This is a genomic window from Streptomyces sp. Inha503, from assembly GCF_047215865.1.
Classification (GTDB): domain Bacteria; phylum Actinomycetota; class Actinomycetes; order Streptomycetales; family Streptomycetaceae; genus Streptomyces; species Streptomyces lycopersici.
Map to the genome: position 1 here is coordinate 10,096,306 of NZ_CP178360.1, position 23,139 is coordinate 10,119,444.

Genomic DNA, 23,139 nt, shown 5'->3' on the forward strand with positions numbered 1-23,139 from the left:
ATCAGCTTCCGGTTCCGGTCGAGCGGGAGATGCCGGAGCCGGGGCCGTCGCCCTTGAGTCCCTCGAGGAAGGAGACCCAGGTCGACGGGGTGAACAGCAGGACGGGGCCCGCCGTGTTCTTCGAATCGCGCACGCCGAGCCGGTCGGGCCCCAGCAGGGCCGTCTCGACGCAGTTGTTCATTCCGACGCTGTAGCTGCTGCGCAGCCAGTCGACGGAGTTGGCGGACATTTTGGACATGGTGCCCCCTCAGGCGCCGCCCCCGATTTTGTTGATGAAGGACAACGATTCCTCAGGTGTCAGGGCGTGAGCGCGCAGTACTTCGAACGCGGCGCTGTACGCCCGGAGGTCTTCTTTCCGCTCCAGATAGAGGCTACTCGTCAGGTGGTCGAGAACTACTACGTCCAGGTCACTAATGTGCGGAAAAGAGAAAATAATGAAAGGACCTGTCATACCAATGGGCATTCCGATAGAGAATGGCAGCACCTGGAGCTGCACCTGAGGCAATGCGCAGAGTTCGGCCAGATGGCGCAATTGCGCCGTCAGCACTCCGGGCGCGCCCACCTCACGCCGCAGCGCCGCCTCGTCGAGCACCGCGTGCAGCCGCAGCGGCCGCTCGCCGTGCAGCACCGACTGGCGCGCGATCCGCACCTCCACCAGCGAATCCACCTGCGGCCCCGGCAGATCCGGGAGCGCCGCGAGGGTCACCGCCCGGGCGTAGTCCGGAGTCTGGAGCAGACCCGGCACCACCGTGGTCTCCAGGGTGTACGCGTCCGACGCCTCCGCCTCCAGGCTGATGAAATCCCGGTAGGCGGGCGGCAGCAGATCGCGGTACGCGTACCACCAGCCGCGCCGTGACCCCTCCGGATCCGAGGCGCCCCCGCGGCACAGCGCCTCCAGCAGGGCGCGCAGCTCCGGGTCGGCGACCTGGTAGACCTCCAGCAGCCGCGCCACGTCCGAGGGCTTGGCGCCGCTCCGCCCGGTCTCGATCCGGCTCACCTTCGACTGGTGCCAGCCCAGCTGGTTGGCGACCTCACCGCTGGTGAGCCCGGCCAGATCGCGCTGGCGGCGCAGTTCCGCACCGAGCTTTCGGCGACGCACCGCCGGGCCGTATCGCATCAGTTCTCCCTCCCGCCTTCCTTTTGGCGCGTCACCCACAGCGCGTGTCGCACCAGTGGCCCAGTGTGCCTTCCAAATCCGGTCTTCCGTAGCAGAGTTCACCGCTTTGGGCGACAGATATATGCATAACTCGGTGGATCGCCCCCGCTGGAGAGGCCATTGGTGGCAGTCTGACGCGTAGAGCCGTCGGGGCAGCCCACGACTTCACCGGCTTCGCAGTACCACCCTCGAAACGCGTCCGCAGCCGCGCCCCGGCCGGAAAGGGACAGGCCGTCATGGCAGACCATCAGGAAGCATCCGTCACTCTGCCGAGCGCACCGGCGTCGGTTCCCGCGGCACGCGCCTATGTCACGGACGTGCTCGCCGAATGGGGGCTCGGGGCGGGAGCGGAGGCCGCCGACACCGTGCGGCTGATCGTCTCCGAACTCGCCACCAACGCCGTGGAGCACACCGTGGGCCAGTCGCCCACCTTCACCGTGGACCTACGGCTCGACCGCGAGCAGCGGCTGGAGATCGGGGTCACCGACAGCCATCCGAAGTGGCCCAGGTGGCTGCCGCTGGCCACCCAGCAGGACAGCGGGCGCGGGATGGTGATCGTCCGCTGTCTGGCCGCGGAGTCGGGCGGCGAGGTGTTCGTCACCCCGACCGCGGACGGCGGCAAGACCGTCTGGATCGCCCTGCCGTGGACCGTCCCGGTCCGCTGAACGGGTGGGCCGTCCCCGTCCGCCGAAGGGCGGGCCGTCCCCGTCCGCTGAGCCCGGCAGGACCGCACCGATCCGCCCGAACCGCTCACAGCACGCGCTGGGCCTGACCCTCCGAGACCCGTGCCTCGGCCAGCTGGCGGATCCGGGTGTAGACCCGCCCGGCGGCCGGGCCGATCAGATAGTGCGGCATGTCGCCGCGCTCGATCACCCCGTACCGGCTGGTGCCCATCAGATACGAGGAGTAGAGGATCAGCCCGCTCGGTCCGCGCATATCGATGGTCAGCGCCGAGAAGCCGGGAAACTCCTCCGTCTGATAGACCCGCAGGCCGTCGGCCTCCGCCCCGTAGCGCTCCTTGAAACGGCCGAACCGCTCCAGCGAATCCTTGATCTTCCGCGTCATGTCCTCCTGGTACTGGCGGGAGAGCGTGGCCGCCGCGTCCGAGGACGGGTCCAGCAGATAGCAGTGGTACGTGCCGCCCCGGCGCAGCAGCCCGAGGACCGCGTCGCGGAAGCGGGCCGGGCGCTCGGTGGTGACCAGCCGGCCGGAGGTGGTGCGCAGCGCCGTCCCCATGTCCAGGACCTCCTCGGCCGCCGCGTCCAGCAGCCGCGCCTTCTCCTGCGGGCTCGGCCGCTCCGGATACGCGTGCACCGGGGAGCCGTCCGCGAGCCCCCGGCCCGCCAGCCACGCCTTGGCCGCCCCGTCCGGGCCGCCGTCGCCCGCCATCAGATAGACGTCCTTGCCCTCATGGCTTCCCACGTGGGCGAACAGCTCCGAGTACGGCCCGGCGGTGCGGTACACATCCTCCGAGACCGCCAGACAGTCCGGCGGAGTGGCCTTCTCCAGATGCGCGGCCAGATTGATGTCGGGGGAGTGGATGGTGCCGGTCCGCCCCTCGCCGGTGTGCCGTATCGCCCCCTTGTGCAGCGCCATCCGCACATGCAGCTCGCCCTCCACCCCCGCCTGGGCGAACTCGTCCCGCAGATGGCGCAGATCGAGGGTGAGAAAGGTGCGGGCCGCCTCCAGCGCGACATCGCGGGCCACGCTCTCGCGGTCGTCGTGGACCGCGAAGAAGCCCCCGTCGCCGCGCCAGCTCCATAAGTCGCCCCGGGCGCAGCGGTGCTGGGCCGAGAACTGCTCGATCCGCGCGCGCATCCGCTCCCGCAGCAGATCGAAGGCGTGGGCGGCGCGGTCCCTGGGGTTCGAGCGGACGATCGTCGAATACCCGGAGGTGTCGACGAAGAGCAGATACACCTGGTCGTAGGTCCGGTCCGCCTGGAAGGGCTCACTCATGCCGGCACCACACCACGCTCGACGGCGCCGCGCTCCACGCAGAACTCATTGCCCTCGACGTCGGACATCACCACCCACCCCAGCCCGTCCTCCGTGCGCCGGTCGTCCACCACGCGTGCGCCGAGCCCGATCAGCCGCTCCACCTCGGCGTCCCGGGTGGCCGACGGCGGCTGGATGTCCAGGTGCACGCGGTTCTTGACGGTCTTGGCGTCCGGGACCCGCAGGAACAGCAGCCCCGGCACCCCGGGTTGCCCCGGGCTGATCAGCGCCCATTCGCCGTCCGGATCGGAGTCCTCCAGGGGGTAGCCGGTCAGCCGGGACCAGAACCGTGCGAGGGCGTGGGGATCACGGGCGTCGAAGGTGATGTGCCGGACCGGGTTGAGATACGCCATGCGAAGCCTCCGGTGGTCGACGGGGCCGGTCCACGGCGGTGTCCCGGCCCCGTCAACCTACCCACGGCCACTGACGCCTACGGCGGGTCAGCGCACATGTCCGTACCAGACCTTCTTGGTCCAGATCCGCTCCAGCCGCACCACCTCGCCGGTCTTGGGGGCGTGCCAGAGGCGGCCGCCGCCCGCGTACACCCCGACGTGGTACACCCCGCTGCCGGAGTGGAAGAACACCAGGTCACCACCCTTGCGGGCGGCGGCCTTGATATGGCGGGTCCGGTTGTACTGGGCGGCGGCGGTGCGCGGCAGCCGCTTTCCCGCCCGTTTGTACGCGTACTGCGTCAGCCCGGAGCAGTCGAAGCGCTTCGGCCCCGCCGCGCCGTACTTGTACGGTGCGCCCTTCTTGGCGGCCGCGATCCGCAGCGCCTTGGCGGCGACGGTCGCGGCCTCGGCCTCCGGTGGACAGCCCGGCGTCGCCACGGTGCCGCCCACGGCGGCGACGGTGAGGGCGGAGACGGCGCCCGCTCGGGAGAACATCCTGGGGATGCGTATGTGCGCAGACATCACACGAAACCCTTCGTGAGCCGACCCCGCCCCGGTGCGGTGGCGGGGTCCTGTCGTCTCCAGGGATCGTCACGCAGGCGCGCCGCCGGTTCCGACTCGAGAGGGCGCGGTGTGACGGTGGTCACCGCGGGGCCGTTCGGGTGGTGCCGACCGCTCCGTCCCACGGCGATGACCTCCCCGAACGGCCGTTCCGCGGCGTGATGGGGCGGGCGGGGACACGGACCCGGGGCGGCCGCGGGACGCAAGCCGATCTCGCCCGGAGCGCCGGAATCCCGCTCCGCCGTTCGGGCGACGGTGCCGCGCGACGGTGACGGCCAGGCGCCCCCTCCGACAGCCAGGCGCCCCCTCCGACCGCCCCCGCCCCTGACGAGCGCGGCCGTCAGGCCCGGCATCAGGCCCGCAGCGCCGGGGGCAGCGTGACGCGCTCCGCGCGCCGCTCACCGTCCAGCACCCGCAGCGCTCGGGCCAGGGTCGCGGTGTGCAGTTCGCTCTCCCCGCGCTCATGCATCAGCGTCAGCGCGTCCCGCAGCGCGGTGGCCTTCCCCACCAGCGCCTGGGCGGCCCGCAGACTGCCGTAGGTGTCACGGCAGCGCGCCGGATTGATCCGGCCCAGCAGATCGACCACCTCCAGATAGCCGTCGATCACATTCCCCTCCGCGCGGGTGAGCGCGGGCAGCGGGGGCAGTTCCGGTGGCAGCACCGCGCTCACCTCGTCCGCGGCGGCGGGCCCGGCCGCTTACGGCTCTGGGTGACCTCGTCCACCAGCCCGTAGGCCATCGCGCCCTCGGCGTCGAAGATCTTGTCGCGGTCGATGTCTGCCCGGATCCGCTCGGCGCTCCGGCCGGTGTGCCGCACCAGCATCTCCTCGAGCATCCGCTGGGTGCGCCGCAGCTCATTGGCCTGGATCTCCAGATCCGAGGTGGTGCCCTCGACCGGTTCGCTGAACGCGGCCTGGTGGATGAGGATCCGCGCGCCCGGCAGGGCCAGGCGCTTGCCCGGAGTGCCGGCGGCCAGCAGTACGGCGGCCGCCGAGGCGGCCTGGCCCAGGCAGACCGTCTCGATGTCGCAGGAGACGAAGTGCATGGTGTCGTAGACCGCCGTCATGGCCCCGAATGAGCCGCCGGGCGAGTTGATGTAGAGCGAGATGTCCTGGTCGGGCGCTGCGTGCTCGAGATGGATCAGCTGCGCGATCACATCGTTGGCGGCGGTGTCGTCGATCGGGGTGCCGAGGAAGACGATGCGCTCGGAGAGCAGCTTGGAGTACGGGTCCATGGTGTGCGTCCCCGAGCTGGTGCGCTCGGTGAACTCGGGCAGGACATAGCGCGCGGTCGGTCGTTCCATCGCGTCACCTCTCGGCGTCGTCGTTCGCGGTGTCATTGGCTCCGTAAAAAACGTACAGGATGTACATCCAGATATGATGGGAGCATGGCTTACGAGATTCCGGTGACGCAAGCCCGTGCAGAGCTCGCGGAGCTGATCAACCGCGTGGTGTACGGCGGCGAGAGGGTGGTCGTCACGCGCCACGGGAAGCCGCTTGTCGCCCTGGTGTCCGCCGCGGACCTGCGGCGACTCGAGGAGATCGAGACGGGCGGGGAGGAGCAGGTGATCAGCACCGTGTCCTCGATGCGCCCCGCCTCGTCCGCTCCGGGCGAACGGCGGCGCTTCGGCATCGCGGCGGAACACAGCGGCCCGGACGCCGGGGATCGGCGTCCGGGCCGCGAGGAGTGACGGACGGCACCGGACCGGCTCAGCGCCGGTCCGGTGCGGGGGTGCTGATCAGGAGCTGAGCGTCCAGATCGCGTTGGCGATGGCGTCGGTGTTCAGGTCCAGCGCCTTGTCGTCGATGTTGGAGGTCTTGTCGCATGCGGAGTGGTAGCACGGGTCGAACGCCTCGCCCGCCTTGCCGCCCCACTGGTCGGCCTGCTCCTGGCTCATGGTGGCCTCGGCGCCGGTGAACAGTCCGCCGACCCGCACGCCCGCGTCCTTGAACGGGGCGTGGTCCGAGCGGCCGTCGCCCTCGGTCTCCTTCTCGGTCGTGATGTTCTTCGCCGCGTACCAGTCCTTGAAGACCTTCTCCAGCTCCGGGTCGTCGTCATAGACGAAGTAACCCGGGTTGGGGGAGCCGAGCATGTCGAAGTTGAGGTAGGAGTCGATCTTCGACTGCTCGTCGGCCGCCAGGCTGTCGACGTAGTGCGTCGACCCGACCATGCCGTCCTCCTCGTCGCCCCACCAGGCGAACCGCAGGTGCTTGGCGGGCTGGAGGTCGGCCTTGGCCACGGCGAGCGCGACCTCGAGGATCGCGGCCGAGCCGGAACCGTTGTCGTTGATACCGGGGCCGGCCTCGACCGAGTCGAGATGGGAACCGGCCATCACGACCTTGTCCTCGGAACCGCCCTTCCAGTCGGCGATGAGGTTGTAGCCCTTCTTGCCGCCGGAGGTGAACTCCTGGACGGAGGTGGTGAATCCGGCCTCGTCCAGCTTGCCCTTGATGAAGTCCAGGGACTTCTGGTAGCCGGGCTCGCCATGGGCGCGGTTGCCGCCGTTGGCGTCCGCGATGGACTGGAGCTCGCCCAGGTCGGCCTTGACGGCCGCGACGTCCACGTCGGGGGCGGCGGCCTTGGCGTTGACGGTGGCCTCGGCGCCGGAGGCGCCGCTCAGCAGGGCCGCGGCGAGCGCGGCACCGGTTGCCGCCGCGAGGCTTCCGCGGCGAATTGACGCTATTCGCTTCACAGTTGGGCTCCGTTGTGATGTGGGGGGTTGGAGCGGAGCAGGTGAATCATGGTGTTGCGGTGATGAGAATCGGGGCTATGCGGTGGGGCCGTCAAGTGCGATAGCCGGACGTACGGGTCCGCCGAGCGGATGCCGGGCGCTGGGCGAGGGGGGTACGAAGACGTGACGGTGGCTCATAAGACCGTCTTGACCAGCATCGATCGGATTGATCAGGGTTGCTCGGTCAATGGCTCAGTTAACGCCGACGAAATGCCGCGGAACTAGTCTGCGAAGGCTGGACGCAAGTCGTACCGGACCGGGCGGAGCGGGTGGTTTCCGCCGGATCGGGGCGTTTGCGGAATGAGGGCGAGAAAGAGGTGGTAAGCGTGCACTTGACCCCGCATGAACAGGAACGCCTGCTCATCCATGTGGCCGCCGACGTGGCCGAGAAGCGACGGGCCCGGGGTGTGCTGCTCAACCACCCCGAGGCGACGGCGCTGATCACCGCCCACATCCTGGAGGGCGCCCGCGACGGCCGCGGCGTCGCCGAGCTGATGGCCTCCGGCCGCGGGGTGCTCACCCGCGACGAGGTCATGGAGGGCGTACCCGAGATGCTCAAGGACGTGCAGGTCGAGGCCACCTTCCCCGACGGCACCAAGCTGGTCACCGTCCACCAGCCGATAGCCTGACGGGGGCGTTTCCATGATCCCTGGAGAGATCTTGTACGCCGATGAGCCGGTGCTCCTCAACGAGGGGCGGCCGGTCACCCGTCTGACCGTGCTCAACGCCGCTGACCGGCCCGTCCAGGTCGGCTCCCACTACCACTTCGCCGAGGCCAACCCCGGCCTCGACTTCGACCGCGCCGCCGCCCGCGGCAAGCGGTTGAACATCGCCGCGGGCACCGCCGTGCGCTTCGAACCGGGCATCCCCGTGGAGGTCGCCCTGATCCCGATCGCGGGGGAGCGGATCGTGCCGGGGCTGCGCGGGGAGACCGGAGGGCGGATCGTGCCGGGGCTGCGCGGGGAGACCGGAGGGCGGATCGTGCCGGGGCTGCGCGGGGAGACGGGAGGACAGCTCGATGACCGCTGAACTGGACCGCGCCGCGTACGCCGATCTCTTCGGCCCCACCACCGGGGACCGCATCCGGCTCGCCGACACCGACCTCTTCATCGAGATCGAGGAGGACCGCGGCGGCGGGCCCGGCCGGGCCGGGGACGAGGCGGTCTTCGGCGGCGGCAAGGTGATCCGCGAATCCATGGGCCAGTCCCGCGCCACCCGCGCCGAGGGCGCCCCCGACACCGTGATCACCGGGGCCGTCGTGCTCGACCACTGGGGTGTCGTCAAGGCGGATATCGGCCTGCGTGACGGCCGTATCACCGGAATCGGCAAGGCCGGGAACCCCGACACCATGGACGGTGTCCACCCCGACCTCGTCATCGGGCCCGAGACCGAGGTCATCGCGGGCAACGGCCGGATCCTCACCGCGGGCGCCATCGACGCCCATGTCCACTTCATCTCCCCGACCCTCGTCGACCAGGCGCTCTGCTCCGGGATCACCACCCTCGTCGGCGGCGGCACCGGCCCCGCCGAAGGTACCAAGGCCACCACCATCACCCCCGGACCCTGGCACCTCGCCCGGATGTTCGAGGCGCTGGAGGGGTATCCGGTCAACATCGGACTGCTTGGCAAGGGCAACACCGTCTCGCGCGAGGCGATGTGGTCCCAACTGCGCGGCGGAGCCCTCGGATTCAAGATCCATGAGGACTGGGGCGCGACCCCCGCCGCCATTGACGCCTGCCTCGGCGTCTGCGAGGAGAGCGGCGCCCAGCTCGCCATCCACACCGACACCCTCAACGAGGCGGGCTTCGTCGGCGACACCCTCGCCGCCATCGCCGGGCGCACCCTCCACGCGTATCACACCGAGGGCGCGGGCGGCGGGCACGCGCCCGACATCATCACCGTGGTCTCCCAGCCGAACGTGCTCCCCAGCTCCACCAATCCGACTCGTCCGCACACCGTCAACACCGTCGAGGAGCACCTCGACATGCTGATGGTCTGCCACCACCTCAACCCGGCCGTCCCCGAGGACCTCGCCTTCGCCGAGTCCCGCATCCGGCCCAGCACCATCGCCGCCGAGGACGTGCTGCACGACCTCGGCGCGATCTCGATCATCTCCTCCGACTCCCAGGCCATGGGACGGATCGGCGAGGTGGTGCTGCGCACCTGGCAGACCGCGCATGTGATGAAGCGGCGGCGCGGCGCGTTGGCCGGGGACGGGCGTGCCGACAACCACCGGGCGCGTCGCTATGTCGCCAAATACACCATCAACCCGGCGGTGGCCCAGGGGCTCGACGGTGAGATCGGCTCGGTGGAGCCCGGGAAGCTGGCCGATCTGGTGCTGTGGGAGCCCGCCTTCTTCGGCGTCAAACCGCATCTGGTCATCAAGGGCGGCCAGATCGCGTATGCGCAGATGGGCGACGCCAACGCCTCCATCCCGACCCCGCAGCCGGTCCTGCCGCGCCCCATGTTCGGCGCGCTCGGCCGCGCGGCGGCCAGGGGCTCGGTCAACTTCGTGACCCAGGCCGCCCTGGACGACGGTCTGGCGGACCGGCTGGACCTCCACAAGCGGTTCGCCCCGATCCGCGGTACGCGGGGGGTCACCAAGGCGGACATGCGGGAGAACGACGCCCTGCCGCGGGTCGAGGTCGACCCCGATACGTTCACCGTGACGATCGACGGTGAGCCCGTCGAACCGGCACCGGCGACGGAACTTCCCATGGCCCAGCGGTACTTCCTCTTCTGACCGGACCCGTCATGCGCATGAACGAGCCCCTGCCCACTCCTCCTCCGGGCGCCCGCGGTCCGGCGGCGGGTGGCCGGTCGGCGGACCTTTCCCCACCCCGCCCCTCCCCACAACCAGGGGGCTCCGCCCCCTGGCCCCCCGCCGCCCCGCCCCCGGGCGGACCGGACCGGTCCGGCCAACGCCCGCCCGCGGACGAAGCCCCTGGCGGGCCCCGGGCCGATGCCCCTGGCGGGGGCGCCACTCCGGTCCCCCGGGTCCCGGGTGCGCTGTCACCGGGTGGGCCGGGTCGGGCCCGTTCGGGGGCGGAAGAGACGCCTTCCGGCGGGGTTCGGGGTGAGGCCGTTGGTGGGGGCGCCGCTCCCGGCCACCCTGGTACGTCGCCGTCGGGCGGGCCGGGTCGGGCTGGTCCGGGGGTGGAGGACGTGGCTGTGGGGCCTGCGGTGGGGGGCGGGGGTGAAGTCCCCGGTGGGGTGGGTGCGTTGCTCGTTCTCGCCGATGGGCGGTTTCCCGCCGGAGGCCATGCGCATTCCGGGGGTGCCGAGGCCGCTGTCGCGGCGGGTCGGATCCGTGACGCGGCCTCCCTGGAGGCGTTCTGCCGGGGGCGGCTGCACACCGCTGGGCTCACCGCGGCCGGGCTCGCCGCCGCGGCCGCCGCCGGGCTCGATCCGCTGGTGCTTGACGATGCGGCGGACGCCCGTACCCCCAGCTCCGCGCTGCGGGCCATCGCCCGGCGGCTCGGACGCCAGCTGATGCGCGCCGCCCGCGCCACCTGGCCCTCGCCCGAGCTGGACGCGCTGGCCGCTGCCCGGCCGCGCGGGGCGCATCAGCCCGTGGTGCTCGGACTCACCGCGCGCGCCGCCGCGCTGGGGCCGACGGGCGCCGCGTACGCCGCCGGGTACGAGGCGGTGAGCGGGCCCGCGACCGCCGCCGTACGGCTGTTGAGCCTCGACCCCTTCGACGCCACCGCCGTCCTCGCCCGCCTCGCCCCCGAGCTGGACCGGGTCGTGGCGCGGGCCGCCGACGCGGCGTGGCGGGCCCTCGACGAGGGCCCGGGCGCGCTGCCCGCCGCCTCCGCGCCGCTGCTCGACATCGCCGCAGAAGACCACGCCACCTGGTCCGTACGCCTCTTCGCCTCGTAACCGGGCCCGCCCCGCCCCCGCCCCCACCCTCTGCTGGAACATCGGAGCCGTTCATGCACCTCGACCACGCGGATACCTACCCCACGCGCCACACCTACGGCGCCACCGTCCCCCACCGCCCCGACGGCACCCGCCGGGCGCTGCGCATCGGCCTCGGCGGGCCGGTCGGCTCGGGCAAGACCGCGACCGTCGCCGCGCTCTGCCGGGCGCTGCGCGACCAGCTCTCCCTCGCCGTGGTCACCAATGACATCTACACCCGCGAGGACGCCGAGTTCCTGCTGCGCAACGCGGTACTGCCGCCGGAGCGCATCACCGCCGTGGAGACCGGCGCCTGTCCGCACACCGCGATCCGCGACGACATCTCCGCCAACCTGGAGGCCGTCGAAGAGCTCGAGGAGACCGTGGGTCCGCTCGATCTGATCCTGGTCGAGTCCGGCGGGGACAACCTCACCGCGACGTTCTCCAGGGGCCTGGTGGACGCGCAGGTGTTCGTCATCGATGTCGCGGGCGGCGACGACATCCCCCGCAAGGGCGGCCCCGGCGTGACCACTGCCGATCTGCTCGTGATCAACAAGACCGACCTGGCCCCCTATGTCGGCTCGGACCTGGCACGCATGGCCCGCGACGCCGAGGCCCAGCGCGGTGAACTGCCCGTGGCCTTCACCTCCCTGGTCGCCGAGGACGGCGTCCGCCCCATCGCCGACTGGGTCCGCACCCGCCTGGCCGCCTGGACAGCGGCCCCGGCATGACCCCGGCCCCGGACGCCGCGGCCGGGGCGGAGCGACCGCCAGCGGCTGCCCCGGCCGCACCGGGTGGCGTACCGCCACACCCCGCGCCGCGGATGCCGGGGAGTGCTCCGGAGCGGGATGCCCCGGACAAACGGTGCGGCCCGGCCACCTCGGCTACGACGGCCTCCTCGGGCGCGGCGGCTGCCTCGGGTGCGGCGGTCACCTCGGCTACGACGGCCACTTCGGCTACGGCGGTCACCTCGGGTGCGGCGGCTGCCTCGGTTACGACGGCCGCCTCAGGCGCGGCGGGTACCTCGGGCGCGGCGACCGCTTCGGCTACGGCGGCTGCCTCGGGTGCGGCGGCTGCTTCGGCTACGACGGCTGCCTCGGGTGCGGCGGGCACCTCGGGTGCGGCGGCTGCTTCGGCTACGACGGCCGCCTCAGGCGCGGCGGCCACCTCGGGTGCGACGGGCACCTCGGGCGCGGCAGCCGCTTCGGCCAAGGCGGCCACCGCGGGTGTGACAGCCGCCTCGGCTACGACTTGCGCCTCGGGCGCGACTCGTACCTCGCCAGCGTCCGCAGTCGTCTCGCGTGCGGCGGGCACCTCATCCGCAACGGGCACCTCATCCGCAACGGGCAGCTCCAGCCCGGTCGTACGGGCCACCGCCCGTCTCGTCGCCGAGGCGGACGGGCGCGGGGGTACCGCGTTGCCCGTGCTCGCCGGGGACGGGCCGCTCGCGTTGCGGCGGACCCGGGGCGTGGGTGGGGAGGCGTGGGTCACCGTGGTCGGGGCCATGTCCGCGCCCCTCGGCGGCGACCGGATCGCCCTTGAGGCGACCGTCGGGCCGGGTGCCCGGCTGCGCATCGGTTCCGCCGCGGCCACCATCGCCCTGCCGGGGCGGGCGGCCGGGCCCGCGTACTACGAGATCCGGCTGACCGTCGCCGACGGCGCGACCCTGCACTGGCTGCCCGAGCCCCTGATCTCCGCCCACGGCAGCGAACTGCTGATGACCACGCGTGTCGAACTCGCGCCCACCGCCCGCCTCGTGCTCCGCGAGGAGCAGATCCTGGGCCGTACCGGCGAATCCCCGGGCCATCTGACCAGCCGTCTCACCGTCCACCGCGCCGGGCGCCCGCTCCTCGACCAGGAGCTCGCCCACGGCCCCGGCGCCCCCGGCTGGGACGGCGGCGCGGTCCTCGGCGGCCATCGGGCGGTGGGCCAGCTGCTCGTGGTCGACCCGGCCTATGGCGCTCGTCCCCTCGCGCCCCGCCGTCTCGCCGACACCGCCGTCCTCACGCCGCTGACCGGCCCCGCCGCCCTCGCCACCGCCGTGGCCCCGGACGCCCTCCACCTCCGCCGGGCCCTCGACGCGGCGCTCGCGGCCGTGGGTTGATGTTCACGTCTTGATAAAGAAACGGCGGTTTGCCCTGTACTCGGCGGTAAGCAAGACAGAAGAATCCCCCTGACACTCTGTGATCATCGCCGCTCCTGGCGGCGCAACAAAGCAGGGGGATGACTAAGTGAGACGCACAGCACTCTTCGGCGCGACCGGCGGTGTGATCGCCGGTGCGCTGATAACCGGTGCGCTGGCCGCCCCCACGGCCGGGGCCTCGGAGCGGACGCCCGGCGGGGCCGCCGAGGCCCGTGGGGTGGCGGTGGCCGCGGCCAAGGCGGCGAAGAAGGGCATCGACTGGACGGACTGCCCGGCCGACTGGGGGCTCGCCAAGCCCATCCAGTGCGGCTATGTCACCGTGCCGCTCGACTACGCCAAGCCGAACGGCCGCACCATCAAGCTCGCGGTGGACCGGATCGCCAACACCGGCTCCGCCTCCGAGCGGCAGGGCTCGCTGATCTACAACCCGGGCGGGCCCGGCGGCTCCGGGTTGCGCTTCCCGACCCGGGTCACCACCAAGAACCCGCTGTGGACGAAGGTGTCGAAGGCGTACGACTTCGTCGGCTTCGACCCGCGCGGGGTGGGCCACTCCACGGCCATCTCGTGCGTGGATCCCCAGGAGTACGTCAAGGCCCCGAAGCTGGACCCGGTGCCCGACAGCGAGGCGGACAAGCGCGTCCAGCGCAAACTGGCCCGTGAGTACGCCGATGGGTGCAAGGAGCGCAGCGGCTGGATGCTGCCGCAGATGACGACGCCCAACACCGCCCGGGACATCGACGTCATCCGGGCCGCGCTCGGCGACAAGAAGCTCAACTACCTGGGCGTGTCCTACGGAACGTACATCGGCGGGGTCTACGCGACGCTCTTCCCGACCCATGTGCGCCGGCTGATCGTGGACAGCGTGGTCAACCCCTCGCGGGAGAAGATCTGGTACCAGGCCAACCTGGACCAGGACGTCGCCTTCGAGACCCGCTGGAACGACTGGAAGGCGTGGGTGGCGAAGAACGACGCCGCCTACCACATCGGCGACACCCCGGGAGCAGTCCAGAAGCAGTGGGAGAAGCTGCGCGCGGCCGCCAAGAAGAGCCCCATCGGCGGGGTCGTGGGCCCGGCCGAGCTGCTCGGGTTCTTCCAGAGCGCTCCGTACTACGACTCGTCGTGGGCCACGGTCGCCCAGGTGTGGAGCGACTACCTCGGCGGCGATGAGAAGGCGCTGGTCGAGGCCGCGGGCCCGGACATGTCCGACACCGCGGGCAACATCGCCTCGGAGAACGGCAACGCCGTCTACACCGCCGTCGAGTGCGCTGACGCCAAGTGGCCGACCAGCTGGGCGAAGTGGGACCGGGACAACACCCGGCTCCACCGCGACTACCCCTTCCTGACCTGGTCCAACGCCTGGATGAACCTGCCGTGCGCCACCTGGGGGGCCAAGCAGGGGACCCCGCTGGAGGTGGGGGCCGCCAAGGGGCTGCCCAAGACGCTGATCGTGCAGAGCACCCGTGACGCCGCGACCCCGTACGAGGGCGCGGTGGAGTTGCACAAGCGGCTGAAGGGCTCGCGTCTGGTGACCGAGAAGGACGCCGGTTCGCACGGGGTCACCGGTCTGGTGAACCCGTGTGTCAACGACCGGGTGGACGCCTACCTGCTCAAGGGCACGGTGGACGCCAAGGACGTGACCTGCGCCCCGCACACCACGCCGGTGCCCGCCAAGTCGGGCGCGTCCGCGAAGGCGGCCAAGGCCGCGAAGGAGGCGGCCGCCGTCGTCAAGTAGTCGGCTGGCCGGCGGTATGCGGTGCTGGGCCGGGCCCGTGCGTTCCCCGCACGGGCCCGGTTCCGTTTCCCCGCACGGGCCCGGTTCCCTTTCTCCGCTCGGACCCGGTTCCGTTTCTCCGCCGTACGCCCCGCGTCGATCAGGGCGCGGGGGAATTCCCGCCGCTGCCCCGCAGCCACGCGTCCTCGGCCGCGTAGTCGAACAGATCGGTCATCGGATCGTAGGCGGCGGCCATATCGGGGAAGGCCGTGCGCCAGTCCGGGTCGGCCGCCAGCCGGTCCGCAAGCCAGGCGACGGTCGCCGGGAGCGATTCCGCATAGCCGGTCACCGGGCGGTAGCCCAACTCCCGTTCGGCCGCGGACATGTCGTAGACGAGGGGGTGGGCCAGGCTCCAGGGGGTGCTGCCGACATGCGGATGCGGCGGCTCCCCGTCGACCAGCACCAGCTCACCGCGCACCTCCAGCACCGCGTCCACGGCGGCGGCGATGTCGGCGACCGTCGGGGCCTGCGGATCGCCCGCGTTGAGCACCCGTGAACCGGGCCGGTGGGCGGCCAGCCGGACCAGCTCCGCGATGTTGTCGACATGCACCGGATGGAACCGGCTGCGGCCGCCGTACGCCAGGATCCGCACCGGCCGCCCGTCCAGCGCCCGTTTGACGAAGTACAGCTCACGCGGGGTGCGGCAGTGCGGGCCGTGGATCGCTCCGGCGCGCAGCAGGGTGGTCGGCAGCCGGTCCCCGGCGGCCAGCAGCTCCCGCTCCAGCGCCACCTTCCGGCTGCCGTAGCCGTCGCCCGGCGGGACGGTCCGCTGGGACTCGGGGAGCGGCACCGGATACCGCGGGGCGCCGTCCGGTTGGTCCTGGGTCGCGAAGCCCCGGCCCTGGTCGTCCTCGTACACCGCCCCGGTGGAGATCACCACCGCCGAACCGATCCGGTCGGCGAGGTCCAGCAACTGCCGTGCGTGCGCCCGGCCGTAGGCGACGCAGTCCAGCACCACATCGCAGCCGTCGCCGATCAGCGCGGCCACCGCGGCGTCGTCGTCCCGGTCCACGGCCACGCTCTCCACCGACCCGGGCCAGCTCTCGTCGCGGCCCCCACGGCGCGAGGCGGCCCGCACCCGCCATCCCTCCTCGGCGAGCGCGCGCACCGCCGCCCGGCCGATCTGCCCCGTCGCCCCGATCACACATGCGCTCCCAGTGCTCATGCCGGGACGCTAAGCGCCCGAGCGCCACACTGCCCAGACTCCTTCGCCATGAGCAGATTCGCCCTCGGCCGATCATTCACGGTCAAAGAGTGAGTGCAGATGATCGCTTTTTCACGGTCTTTGAATTCACCGTGATGCATTCCGAAGAAAAAAGCATCTTCGATTCATGCGACGGTGAAACCGCTATGCTCCAGGGCCCATGACGGGCTGGCTCATCGCCCGCGTTTCGCACTCATTTTCTCTTCGCTGTTTTTAAGGATGCCCATGGTTTTCGCCGGCACCTCATCCGGAGGCGGCACCTCACCCGGAGGCCGACGGCCCGCCTCCACGCTCGTATGGGTCATCCCTCCCGCCGCGATGGCGCTCTGCGCGGCGCTGGCCGTCGCCGTGGTCCCGTCCGGGGCGCGGGCCGCGGCCGCCTGGTGCGGAGTGGCGGCGACGCTCGCGGTGGTCCTCGCGGCGGCCGAGGCGATGCGCCGCGGCCGGCTGATCACCACGCTGCGCACCCGGCTCTCCGCCCAGGAGGCCGCGTTCCGGCAGCGCCTGGCGGCCCAGGAGGCGGAGATCCGGCGGCTGACCCGGGAGGTGCTCCCCGCGACGGTGGCCCGGCTGCGGCGCGGCGCCATGGTGCACGAGGCGATGAAGGACGTCGACTACGCGCCCCGTCTCGACCCGGACTTCGACGCCGCCCACGAGCAACTGCTCCGGTGGGTGCTGGACACCGTGCGGACCGAGGAGGACCTGAGGGACGCGGCCCAGCGGGCGTTCGTCAACATCGCCCGCCGGGTGCAGGCCATCGTCCACCAACAGGCCATGGACATGCGGGAGATGGAGGACAAGCACGGCGCCGACCCGGACGTCTTCGAGGATCTGCTCCACCTGGACCACGGCAACGCCCTCATCGGCCGGCTGGCGGACTCCATCGCGGTCCTGGGCGGCTCGCGGCCGGGCCGCCAGTGGCAGAAGGAGGTGCCGCTGTTCAACGTCTGCCGCGGCGCCATGTCCCGCATCCTCGAGTACGAGCGGGTGGATCTGCACTCGGTGGCGGACGTCGCCATCGTCGGCCCCTCGGTGGAGCCGCTGATCCACGCCCTGGCCGAACTGCTGGACAACGCCACCCGCTACTCGCCGCCCAAGACCCGGGTGCACCTGACCGCGATCGAGGTCCAGTCCGGGGTGGCGATCGAGATCGAGGACGCCGGGGTGGGCCTGTCGGAGGAGGCCCGCAGGCGCACCGACGCGGTGCTGCTCCAGGCGGCCACCGGATTCGACCTCAACGACCTCGGCGAGACACCGCGGCTCGGCCTGGCCGTGGTCGGCAGGCTCGCCGTGCGGTACCGGTTCCAGATCTCGCTGCGGCCCTCGGCGTACGGCGGGGTGCGCGCGGTGCTGGTCGTACCGCAGGACATCATCTGCCCCACCCCCGCTCCCGGCGGCGCGATCGCCCGCGCGGCCAAACTGCCCCCGCCCAAGCCCATCAAGCGGGCCACGCCGCTGCCCTCGCCCACCCGCATCAGTCCGATGGCGCAGGGCCACCCCGGCCCCGGCTTCCGGCAGAACGGCGCCGGACTCCCGCAGCGCCGCCGCCGGATGCCCATGGTCGCCCCGGCCCCCTCGTCGTTCCGCGCCGACTCCGCGCCCCCGGCGGCGCCCGCCCCGCCCCGCGAGACGGCCCGGCAGCCCGTACAGCCGGGGATCTGGCTGGACGCCTTCACCAAGGGGCTCAACGGCGAGCCGATCCCGGCGGCGGACGCCGCCACGGACGTGCCGGACCCCCGGCAGTCCCCCAACACCCCGGACAACTCGAACACCCCGAACACCCCGAACACGTCGGACAAGGATGAGTAGGCAAGTGACGCAACCGCGGTTCAACATGGACTGGATGCTCCGGGACCTGGCGTCCAGCGTTCCGGAGACCCGGCACGTGGTCCTGCTGTCCTCGGACGGCCTGTGCATGGCCCAGGTCGGCACGGACAAGGACACCGCCGACCGCCTGGCCGCCGCCTGCGCCGGGCTCCAGAGCCTCTCCGGCGCGATCGCCGCCGAGTTCCCCGAGGGGGACGGGCGGATGCGGCTGGTCGTCATCGAGGTCGACGGCGGGTTCTTCTATCTGATGGCGGCCGGTACCAGTTCGTATCTGGCGGTGCTCGCCGAGGACAGCGTGGACGCCGGGCTGATGGGCCAGTGCATGAGAGATCTCGTCGCCCGGCTGGGGGAGCACCTCAGCAGCCCGCCGCGGGTCGACGGACGGGTGACATGAGCGAGCCCGGCAAGCCGTGGGACGAGGGCGGCCCCGAGCGGCTCTACACGGTCAGCCGAGGCCGCGCCCCGCAGGAACCCCGGCACCGGCCCGTCGAGCTCGTCAGCCTCATCGTGGCGCGCGCCGAACCGGAGCCGGGGACGGCCCCCGAGGCGGCGGCCGTGCTGAGGATGTGCCAGTTCCCGCTCTCGGTGGCCGAGCTCTCCGCATATCTGGTCCTGCCCGTCTCCACCGTCACCGTGCTCCTCGCGGGGCTGCTGCGGGACGACCGGGTGGAGGTCAGGGCGCCGGTCCCGGCCGCCGTGCTGCCCGACCCCGAACTGCTCCAGGCGGTGATGCATGGACTACAGAACCTCTGAGGGAATCGCCGGACCGCGCAGCGAGGACACCCTCCCGGCCTCCGCGGCCGCCGCCGTCAAGGTGGTGATCGTCGGTGGCTTCGGCGTGGGCAAGACCACCATGGTCGGCTCGGTGAGCGAGATCCGCCCGCTGACCACCGAGGAGACCATGACCCAGGCCGGGGTCGGCGTCGACGACATCGCCGGGATCGAGCGCAAGACCGAGACCACCGTCGCGATGGACTTCGGCCGGATCAGCCTCAACGAACGGCTGGTGCTCTATCTGTTCGGCACCCCCGGCCAGGAGCGCTTCTGGTTCCTGTGGAACGGCCTCTTCGAGGGCGCCCTGGGCGCCGTGGTCCTGATCGACACCCGCCGTCTGGAGGTCAGCTTCGACGCGGTCGGACGGCTCGAGGAGCGCGGGGTGCCCTTCGTGGTCGCGGTCAACGCGTTCCCCGAGGCCCCCGTCCACCCCATGGCGGACCTGCGCGCGGCCATGGACCTGCCCGACTCCGTACCGATGATCGACTGCGATGCCCGCGACCGGGCCTCCAGCCGCGACACCCTCCTCGCCCTCGTACGCCATCTGCAATCCCTCCACACCGTGACCCCGGAGACACCGTGACTCCTCATCCCGACGACCCCGGCACCGGGCCCGCCGATCCGCCGCCCACCCGGTGCCCCGTCCACACCGCGCTCCCCGACGGGGGCGGCGGTCTGGTGGACCTCCTCGGGCCCGAGAACGAGAAGGACCCGATGGGGCTGTACGAGCGGCTGCGCGCCGAGCACGGCCCGGTGGCCCCGATCGTGCTCGACGGTGGCATACCGGCCTGGCTGCTGCTGGGCTACCGGGAGAACCTGGAGGTCTCCCGCACCCCCTCCCGCTTCTCCCGCGACTCCCGCCACTGGCACGCCTGGAAGGACGGCAGGATCGCCGCCGACTCGCCCCTGCTGCCGGTGGTCGGCTGGCAGCCCATGTGCACCTTCGCCGACGGCGACGAGCACGAGCGGCTGCGGGCCGCGCTCACCGAGTCCATGGGGCGCTTCGACCGCCGTGGGGTCCGCCGCCATGTCACCCGCTTCACCCACCAGCTGGTGAACGACTTCTGCGCCGACGGAGGCGCGGAAATGGTCACCGCCTTCGCCCAGCAGCTGCCCATGCTCGTCCTCACCCAACTGCTGGGCATGCCCGACGAGTACGGCCCACGGCTGGTCGAGGCCACCCGGGACCTGATGAAGGGCACCGAGACGGCCCTGCGCAGCGACGCGTACGTCACCGACGCCCTCAAGGGCCTGGTGGACCGCAGGCGCGCCGAACCCGGCGAGGACCTGGCGACCTGGCTGCTGACCCACCCCTCCGGCCTCACCGAGGAGGAGGTGGTCCAGCATCTGCGGCTGGTGTTGCTCACCGGCAACGAGACCACCACCAATCTGATGGCCAACACGCTGCGCATGGTCCTCACCGATCCGCGCTTCCGCGCGTCCCTGGCCGGCGGCCATATGACGCTGCCGGACGCCATCGAGCACGTGCTGTGGAACGAGCCCCCGCTCACGGTCGTCCCCGGCCGCTGGGCCACCGGGGACACCGAGCTGGGCGGTCAGCGGATCAAGGCCGGGGACATGCTGCTGCTGGGGCTGGCCGCCGGGAACGTCGACCCGGCCATCCGCCCCGACATCGCCGCGCCCATGTACGGCAACCGCTCCCATCTCGCCTTCAGCGGCGGCCCCCATGAATGCCCGGGGCAGGACATCGGCCGCGCCATCACGGACACCGCCATCGACACCCTGCTGCTGCGCCTGCCCGATCTGCGGCTGGCCGTGGACGAGTCCGAGCTGACCTGGCTCTCGTCCTGGATCTCCCGCCATCTCGTGGAGCTGCCGGTGGAGTTCATGCCCCGGCGCCCCGAGCCGGACGTCATGGACCTCCCCGTCGAGGCGCTCCTGCCCCCTCGGCAGCGGGTGCCCTCGATGCCCGAGGAGACCGCGGCCCCGGTCCGGTCCGGCACCGAGGGGCCCGAGACGGCGGCCCCAGGGCGCGTCCCGTGGTGGGCGGCGTTATGGCGATGGCTGCTGGGCAGGCCCCCGGGATCCGCTCCGAAGGGGTCCTCAGCGCCGTAGAGGTCAGCCGCGGGCCACCACGACCCCCACGGTCAGCAGTCCGAGCACCACCCAGCTGAACCAGAGCCAGCCGTTGCTCCCCAACGCCACGGTGTAGGCCGTCACCAGCACCAGACCCCCCACCGTGGCCACCGTCATCGCCTTCGCGGAACCGGGCATCCCCGACCTCCTCACGGCGGTCCCGACGCCCCTTCGCCAGGACCCGGGCCATCCAGGGCCCGGGTCCATGGTCTCGCGGTCCGGGCCTCGGCCGCTACGGGGTATGCCCCGCCTTCCAGCCCCTCCAGGGGGCACCTCCCAGCGGTAGCTGGGGGAGTTTGAGGAGCGGGGTCTGGGGCGGAGCCCCCACGCGGCGGAGCCGCATATCGACGCTGCGTGGGAAGGGGCGGGGAGGGGAACAGCCCGCCGCAGGCGGCAAGACCCGGCGAACCCTCACTGGCTCCGGGACTGGAGCGAGGCCAGATACGCGTTGTACGCCGCGAGCTCCTGGTCGCCGTCCCGGTCCGCGGTGCGGTCGATGCGCCGCGCCTGGCGCTGCTCGGACTTGTACCACTGGTAGACCAGCGCCACCAGCACGATCACCGACGGGATCTCGCTGAAGGCCCAGGCGATACCGCCCGCCCAGGTCTGGTCCGACAGCGCGTCGATGCCCAGCGAGGCGGGCGGGTGCTTGTACGCGCCGACCATGGGCTCGGACGCCATCATCAGCGCGATGCCGAAGAACGCGTGGAACGGCATGCCCGAGAACAGCTCCAGCATCCGCATCACATAGCCGGGCCGGTGCGGGCCCGGGTCCACGCCCATGATCGGCCAGAAGAAGACCAGACCCACCGCCAGGAAGTGGACCATCATCGCGATATGCCCGGCCTTGCTTTCCATCAGGAAGTCGAAGAGCGGGGTGAAGTACAGCGCGTACAGGCTCGCGATGAACAGCGGGATGGTGAACGCCGGGTGGGTGATGATCCGCATATAGCGGCTGTGCAACAGCGCGACCAGCAGCTCCCGGGGCCCCTTACGGCCGCGCCCGGCCGCCGGGAGGGCCCGCAGGGTCAGCGTGACGGGCGCGCCCAGCAGCAGCAGGATCGGCGAGACCATGCTGATGATCATGTGCTGCACCATATGGACGCTGAACATGACCATGCCGTAGTCGTTCAGCTTGGTGCACATCGCGACGGCGATGGTCAGCACCCCGAGCACGAAGGAGACCACGCGCCCCACCGGCCAGGTGTCGCCGCGCCGCCGCAGCCGCGCGACGCCCCAGCCGTAGAGGCCGAGCGCCAGCACACAGCCGACCAGGAAGAACGGATCGCCGCCGAACTCCAGCCCGCGCGACAGCGTGAACGGCGGCAGATCCATCATCATGCCGTGCCCGCCGTGATCCATGAGCAAGTTCTCCCCTTTGTGCGCCTAAACCGGCGCCGCTCTCGCGGACCTGGTTGCTCGCCGTAAGGGTTGCGCAATTGATGGCCGCGGTTGGAGTCGGCATTAACCGGTTTGTGTCGTCCCTACAGTACGCACTCGGCCTCGGCGTACCGCTCGGCGGGGACCGTCTTCAGCCGCTCCACGGCCGACGCGAGCGGCACCAGGGTGATGTCCGTGCCGCGCAGCGCGGTGATCGTGCCGAATTCGCCGCGGTGGACCGCCTCGACCGCGTGCCAGCCGAAGCGGGTGGCGAGCACCCTGTCGTACGCCGTCGGGGTGCCACCGCGCTGCACATGGCCCAGGATGACCGCCCGCGCCTCCTTGCCGAGCCGCCGCTCCAGCTCCACGGAGAGGTGGCGGGCGATGCCCGCGAAGCGCTCATGGCCGTAGACGTCCTTGCCGCCGGCCTCGTAGTCCATCGTGCCCTCGCGCGGCTTGGCGCCCTCCGCCACCACCACGATCGCGAACTTCTTGCCCGCCTCGAACCGCGCCCCGACGGTCCCGGCCAGCTCCTCGATGTCGAACGGGCGCTCCGGGACGACGATGGCGTGGGCGCCCGCGGCCATGCCCGAGTGCAGCGCGATCCAGCCGGTGTGCCGCCCCATGACCTCGACGATCAGCACCCGCTGATGGGACTCGGCGGTGGTCTTGAGCCGGTCCAGGGCCTCGGTGGCGACCCCGACCGCGGTGTCGAAGCCGAAGGTCACATCGGTCGAGGCGATGTCGTTGTCGATGGTCTTCGGCACGCCGACGATCGGCAGCCCGGCGTCCGAGAGCAGCCGGGCGGCCTTCAGCGTGCCCTCCCCGCCGATGGGGATGACCGCGTCCAGGCCGAGCTCCGCCACATGGCCCTTAGCCCGCTCCACGCCGTCCCGCAGATGCTCGGGGCGTACCCGGGTGGAGCCGAGGACGGTGCCGCCGAGGGCCAGGATGCCGCTCACGGCGTCCAGGTCCAGCTTGCGGTAGTCGCATTCCAGCAGGCCCTTCCAGCCGTCCTGGAAGCCGATCACGTCATCGCCGTGGTCGACGGTGGCGCGGTGGACGACTGACCTGATGACCGCGTTCAGACCGGGGCAGTCGCCGCCGGACGTGAGCACACCAATGCGCATGGCACGCGTACCTCTGTCTGAGATGGGGGCCGACGGCCGGACCGCGTCGTCCGGCGGGACCCCGCCACCCTACAAGCGG

At 71.8% G+C, this 23,139-nt stretch carries 26 protein-coding genes; 14 read left to right on the plus strand and 12 right to left on the minus strand.

Annotated elements, in window-relative coordinates; all coding sequences use genetic code 11:
• Position 1: 1 nt before the first annotated feature.
• Both ACJX2R_RS42370 and ACJX2R_RS42375 read right to left on the minus strand, forming a co-directional pair.
• Entirely contained in the window at positions 2-229 is a 228-nt protein-coding gene (locus ACJX2R_RS42370) for a DUF397 domain-containing protein (protein ID WP_371106040.1), read from the minus strand.
• 18 nt (positions 230-247) lie between these two features.
• On the minus strand, positions 248-1,117 hold the full coding sequence (locus ACJX2R_RS42375) for a helix-turn-helix domain-containing protein (RefSeq protein WP_262701355.1): 870 nt from the start codon (positions 1,115-1,117) through the stop codon (positions 248-250).
• 275 nt (positions 1,118-1,392) lie between these two features.
• Here ACJX2R_RS42375 and ACJX2R_RS42380 point away from each other — a divergent pair, with 275 nt between their 5' ends.
• The gene (locus ACJX2R_RS42380) at positions 1,393-1,821 is read left to right on the plus strand and encodes an ATP-binding protein (RefSeq protein WP_037959925.1); all 429 of its coding nucleotides are present in this window, start codon (positions 1,393-1,395) and stop codon (positions 1,819-1,821) included.
• A gap of 85 nt (positions 1,822-1,906) precedes the next feature.
• On the opposite strand, the gene ACJX2R_RS42385 is transcribed toward ACJX2R_RS42380, so the two are convergent.
• The 5 genes from ACJX2R_RS42385 to ACJX2R_RS42405 form a co-directional block, all read right to left on the minus strand.
• Complete coding sequence (locus ACJX2R_RS42385; protein ID WP_413104401.1) at positions 1,907-3,112, minus strand: hypothetical protein; 1,206 nt, start codon at positions 3,110-3,112, stop codon at positions 1,907-1,909.
• Positions 3,109-3,504: a VOC family protein gene (locus ACJX2R_RS42390; protein WP_413104402.1), complete on the minus strand. Its 396-nt coding sequence runs from the start codon at positions 3,502-3,504 to the stop codon at positions 3,109-3,111. Before ACJX2R_RS42390 ends, ACJX2R_RS42385 begins: the two co-directional genes overlap by 4 nt.
• 87 nt (positions 3,505-3,591) lie before the next feature.
• Positions 3,592-4,065: a C40 family peptidase gene (locus ACJX2R_RS42395; protein ID WP_262701352.1), complete on the minus strand. Its 474-nt coding sequence runs from the start codon at positions 4,063-4,065 to the stop codon at positions 3,592-3,594.
• Between the two features lie 391 nt (positions 4,066-4,456).
• A complete protein-coding gene (locus ACJX2R_RS42400; protein ID WP_262701351.1) occupies positions 4,457-4,765 on the minus strand; it encodes a hypothetical protein in 309 nt (102 codons plus the stop codon).
• Between the two features lie 5 nt (positions 4,766-4,770).
• Positions 4,771-5,406, minus strand: coding sequence for an ATP-dependent Clp protease proteolytic subunit (locus ACJX2R_RS42405; RefSeq protein ID WP_413104403.1), 636 nt, complete (start codon positions 5,404-5,406; stop codon positions 4,771-4,773).
• A gap of 84 nt (positions 5,407-5,490) precedes the next feature.
• Between ACJX2R_RS42405 and ACJX2R_RS42410 the strand changes: the two genes are divergently transcribed.
• Positions 5,491-5,793, plus strand: a complete 303-nt coding sequence (locus tag ACJX2R_RS42410; protein ID WP_413104404.1) for a type II toxin-antitoxin system Phd/YefM family antitoxin — start codon at positions 5,491-5,493, stop codon at positions 5,791-5,793.
• 48 nt (positions 5,794-5,841) lie between these two features.
• On the opposite strand, the gene ACJX2R_RS42415 is transcribed toward ACJX2R_RS42410, so the two are convergent.
• Positions 5,842-6,795, minus strand: a complete 954-nt coding sequence (locus ACJX2R_RS42415; RefSeq protein ID WP_262701348.1) for a M28 family metallopeptidase — start codon at positions 6,793-6,795, stop codon at positions 5,842-5,844.
• Between the two features lie 365 nt (positions 6,796-7,160).
• On the opposite strand from ACJX2R_RS42415, the gene ACJX2R_RS42420 reads away from it, so the two are divergent.
• From ACJX2R_RS42420 to ACJX2R_RS42450, 7 genes are all read left to right on the plus strand, one after another.
• Positions 7,161-7,463, plus strand: coding sequence for an urease subunit gamma (locus tag ACJX2R_RS42420; protein WP_413104405.1), 303 nt, complete (start codon positions 7,161-7,163; stop codon positions 7,461-7,463).
• Between the two features lie 13 nt (positions 7,464-7,476).
• Positions 7,477-7,863 (plus strand): urease subunit beta, encoded by a 387-nt coding sequence (locus tag ACJX2R_RS42425; RefSeq protein ID WP_413104406.1) that lies wholly within the window; start codon positions 7,477-7,479, stop codon positions 7,861-7,863.
• Positions 7,853-9,577, plus strand: coding sequence for an urease subunit alpha (locus ACJX2R_RS42430; protein WP_413104407.1), 1,725 nt, complete (start codon positions 7,853-7,855; stop codon positions 9,575-9,577). The genes ACJX2R_RS42425 and ACJX2R_RS42430 overlap by 11 nt, the downstream gene beginning before the upstream one ends.
• A gap of 470 nt (positions 9,578-10,047) precedes the next feature.
• A complete protein-coding gene (locus ACJX2R_RS42435) occupies positions 10,048-10,716 on the plus strand; it encodes an urease accessory protein UreF (RefSeq protein ID WP_413106094.1) in 669 nt (222 codons plus the stop codon).
• 53 nt (positions 10,717-10,769) lie between these two features.
• Positions 10,770-11,465 (plus strand): urease accessory protein UreG, encoded by a 696-nt coding sequence (gene ureG / locus ACJX2R_RS42440; protein ID WP_413104408.1) that lies wholly within the window; start codon positions 10,770-10,772, stop codon positions 11,463-11,465.
• Between the two features lie 497 nt (positions 11,466-11,962).
• Entirely contained in the window at positions 11,963-12,838 is an 876-nt protein-coding gene (locus tag ACJX2R_RS42445) for an urease accessory protein UreD (protein ID WP_413104409.1), read from the plus strand.
• A 127-nt stretch (positions 12,839-12,965) separates the two neighbouring features.
• Positions 12,966-14,609, plus strand: a complete 1,644-nt coding sequence (locus tag ACJX2R_RS42450) for an alpha/beta hydrolase (RefSeq protein WP_413104410.1) — start codon at positions 12,966-12,968, stop codon at positions 14,607-14,609.
• A 139-nt stretch (positions 14,610-14,748) separates the two neighbouring features.
• On the opposite strand, the gene ACJX2R_RS42455 is transcribed toward ACJX2R_RS42450, so the two are convergent.
• Entirely contained in the window at positions 14,749-15,813 is a 1,065-nt protein-coding gene (locus ACJX2R_RS42455; protein ID WP_413104411.1) for an NAD-dependent epimerase/dehydratase family protein, read from the minus strand.
• Between the two features lie 264 nt (positions 15,814-16,077).
• Between ACJX2R_RS42455 and ACJX2R_RS42460 the strand changes: the two genes are divergently transcribed.
• The 5 genes from ACJX2R_RS42460 to ACJX2R_RS42480 are packed head-to-tail and all read left to right on the plus strand — an operon-like array spanning position 16,078 to position 20,529.
• Complete coding sequence (locus tag ACJX2R_RS42460) at positions 16,078-17,661, plus strand: sensor histidine kinase (protein ID WP_413104412.1); 1,584 nt, start codon at positions 16,078-16,080, stop codon at positions 17,659-17,661.
• Entirely contained in the window at positions 17,654-18,073 is a 420-nt protein-coding gene (locus ACJX2R_RS42465) for a roadblock/LC7 domain-containing protein (protein WP_037959972.1), read from the plus strand. Before ACJX2R_RS42460 ends, ACJX2R_RS42465 begins: the two co-directional genes overlap by 8 nt.
• A complete protein-coding gene (locus ACJX2R_RS42470; RefSeq protein ID WP_262701340.1) occupies positions 18,070-18,432 on the plus strand; it encodes a DUF742 domain-containing protein in 363 nt (120 codons plus the stop codon). The genes ACJX2R_RS42465 and ACJX2R_RS42470 overlap by 4 nt, the downstream gene beginning before the upstream one ends.
• Positions 18,413-19,036: a GTP-binding protein gene (locus tag ACJX2R_RS42475; RefSeq protein ID WP_262701339.1), complete on the plus strand. Its 624-nt coding sequence runs from the start codon at positions 18,413-18,415 to the stop codon at positions 19,034-19,036. The genes ACJX2R_RS42470 and ACJX2R_RS42475 overlap by 20 nt, the downstream gene beginning before the upstream one ends.
• On the plus strand, positions 19,033-20,529 hold the full coding sequence (locus ACJX2R_RS42480) for a cytochrome P450 (protein ID WP_413104413.1): 1,497 nt from the start codon (positions 19,033-19,035) through the stop codon (positions 20,527-20,529). The genes ACJX2R_RS42475 and ACJX2R_RS42480 overlap by 4 nt, the downstream gene beginning before the upstream one ends.
• A gap of 3 nt (positions 20,530-20,532) precedes the next feature.
• Here the strand turns inward: ACJX2R_RS42480 and ACJX2R_RS42485 are convergent, their stop codons facing one another.
• From ACJX2R_RS42485 to ACJX2R_RS42495, 3 genes are all read right to left on the minus strand, one after another.
• The gene (locus tag ACJX2R_RS42485) at positions 20,533-20,688 is read right to left on the minus strand and encodes a hypothetical protein (RefSeq protein ID WP_020866563.1); all 156 of its coding nucleotides are present in this window, start codon (positions 20,686-20,688) and stop codon (positions 20,533-20,535) included.
• 273 nt (positions 20,689-20,961) lie between these two features.
• A complete protein-coding gene (locus ACJX2R_RS42490; protein WP_413104414.1) occupies positions 20,962-21,912 on the minus strand; it encodes a cytochrome c oxidase assembly protein in 951 nt (316 codons plus the stop codon).
• Between the two features lie 122 nt (positions 21,913-22,034).
• Positions 22,035-23,060: a 6-phosphofructokinase gene (locus ACJX2R_RS42495; protein ID WP_413104415.1), complete on the minus strand. Its 1,026-nt coding sequence runs from the start codon at positions 23,058-23,060 to the stop codon at positions 22,035-22,037.
• Positions 23,061-23,139 lie beyond the last annotated feature (79 nt).

Bases quoted from the DNA above. Each gene is read 5' to 3' on its own strand.
- ACJX2R_RS42370 (WP_371106040.1), bottom strand. From the start codon at position 229: ATGTCCGCCAACTCCGTCGACTGGCTGCGCAGCAGCTACAGCGTCGGA.
- ACJX2R_RS42375 (WP_262701355.1), bottom strand. From the start codon at position 1,117: ATGCGATACGGCCCGGCGGTGCGTCGCCGAAAGCTCGGTGCGGAACTG.
- ACJX2R_RS42380 (WP_037959925.1), top strand. From the start codon at position 1,393: ATGGCAGACCATCAGGAAGCATCCGTCACTCTGCCGAGCGCACCGGCG.
- ACJX2R_RS42385 (WP_413104401.1), bottom strand. From the start codon at position 3,112: ATGAGTGAGCCCTTCCAGGCGGACCGGACCTACGACCAGGTGTATCTG.
- ACJX2R_RS42390 (WP_413104402.1), bottom strand. From the start codon at position 3,504: ATGGCGTATCTCAACCCGGTCCGGCACATCACCTTCGACGCCCGTGAT.
- ACJX2R_RS42395 (WP_262701352.1), bottom strand. From the start codon at position 4,065: ATGTCTGCGCACATACGCATCCCCAGGATGTTCTCCCGAGCGGGCGCC.
- ACJX2R_RS42405 (WP_413104403.1), bottom strand. From the start codon at position 5,406: ATGGAACGACCGACCGCGCGCTATGTCCTGCCCGAGTTCACCGAGCGC.
- ACJX2R_RS42410 (WP_413104404.1), top strand. From the start codon at position 5,491: ATGGCTTACGAGATTCCGGTGACGCAAGCCCGTGCAGAGCTCGCGGAG.
- ACJX2R_RS42425 (WP_413104406.1), top strand. From the start codon at position 7,477: ATGATCCCTGGAGAGATCTTGTACGCCGATGAGCCGGTGCTCCTCAAC.
- ACJX2R_RS42430 (WP_413104407.1), top strand. From the start codon at position 7,853: ATGACCGCTGAACTGGACCGCGCCGCGTACGCCGATCTCTTCGGCCCC.
- ureG (WP_413104408.1), top strand. From the start codon at position 10,770: ATGCACCTCGACCACGCGGATACCTACCCCACGCGCCACACCTACGGC.
- ACJX2R_RS42455 (WP_413104411.1), bottom strand. From the start codon at position 15,813: ATGAGCACTGGGAGCGCATGTGTGATCGGGGCGACGGGGCAGATCGGC.
- ACJX2R_RS42460 (WP_413104412.1), top strand. From the start codon at position 16,078: ATGGTTTTCGCCGGCACCTCATCCGGAGGCGGCACCTCACCCGGAGGC.
- ACJX2R_RS42465 (WP_037959972.1), top strand. From the start codon at position 17,654: ATGAGTAGGCAAGTGACGCAACCGCGGTTCAACATGGACTGGATGCTC.
- ACJX2R_RS42470 (WP_262701340.1), top strand. From the start codon at position 18,070: ATGAGCGAGCCCGGCAAGCCGTGGGACGAGGGCGGCCCCGAGCGGCTC.
- ACJX2R_RS42475 (WP_262701339.1), top strand. From the start codon at position 18,413: ATGGACTACAGAACCTCTGAGGGAATCGCCGGACCGCGCAGCGAGGAC.
- ACJX2R_RS42485 (WP_020866563.1), bottom strand. From the start codon at position 20,688: ATGCCCGGTTCCGCGAAGGCGATGACGGTGGCCACGGTGGGGGGTCTG.
- ACJX2R_RS42490 (WP_413104414.1), bottom strand. From the start codon at position 21,912: ATGGATCACGGCGGGCACGGCATGATGATGGATCTGCCGCCGTTCACG.
- ACJX2R_RS42495 (WP_413104415.1), bottom strand. From the start codon at position 23,060: ATGCGCATTGGTGTGCTCACGTCCGGCGGCGACTGCCCCGGTCTGAAC.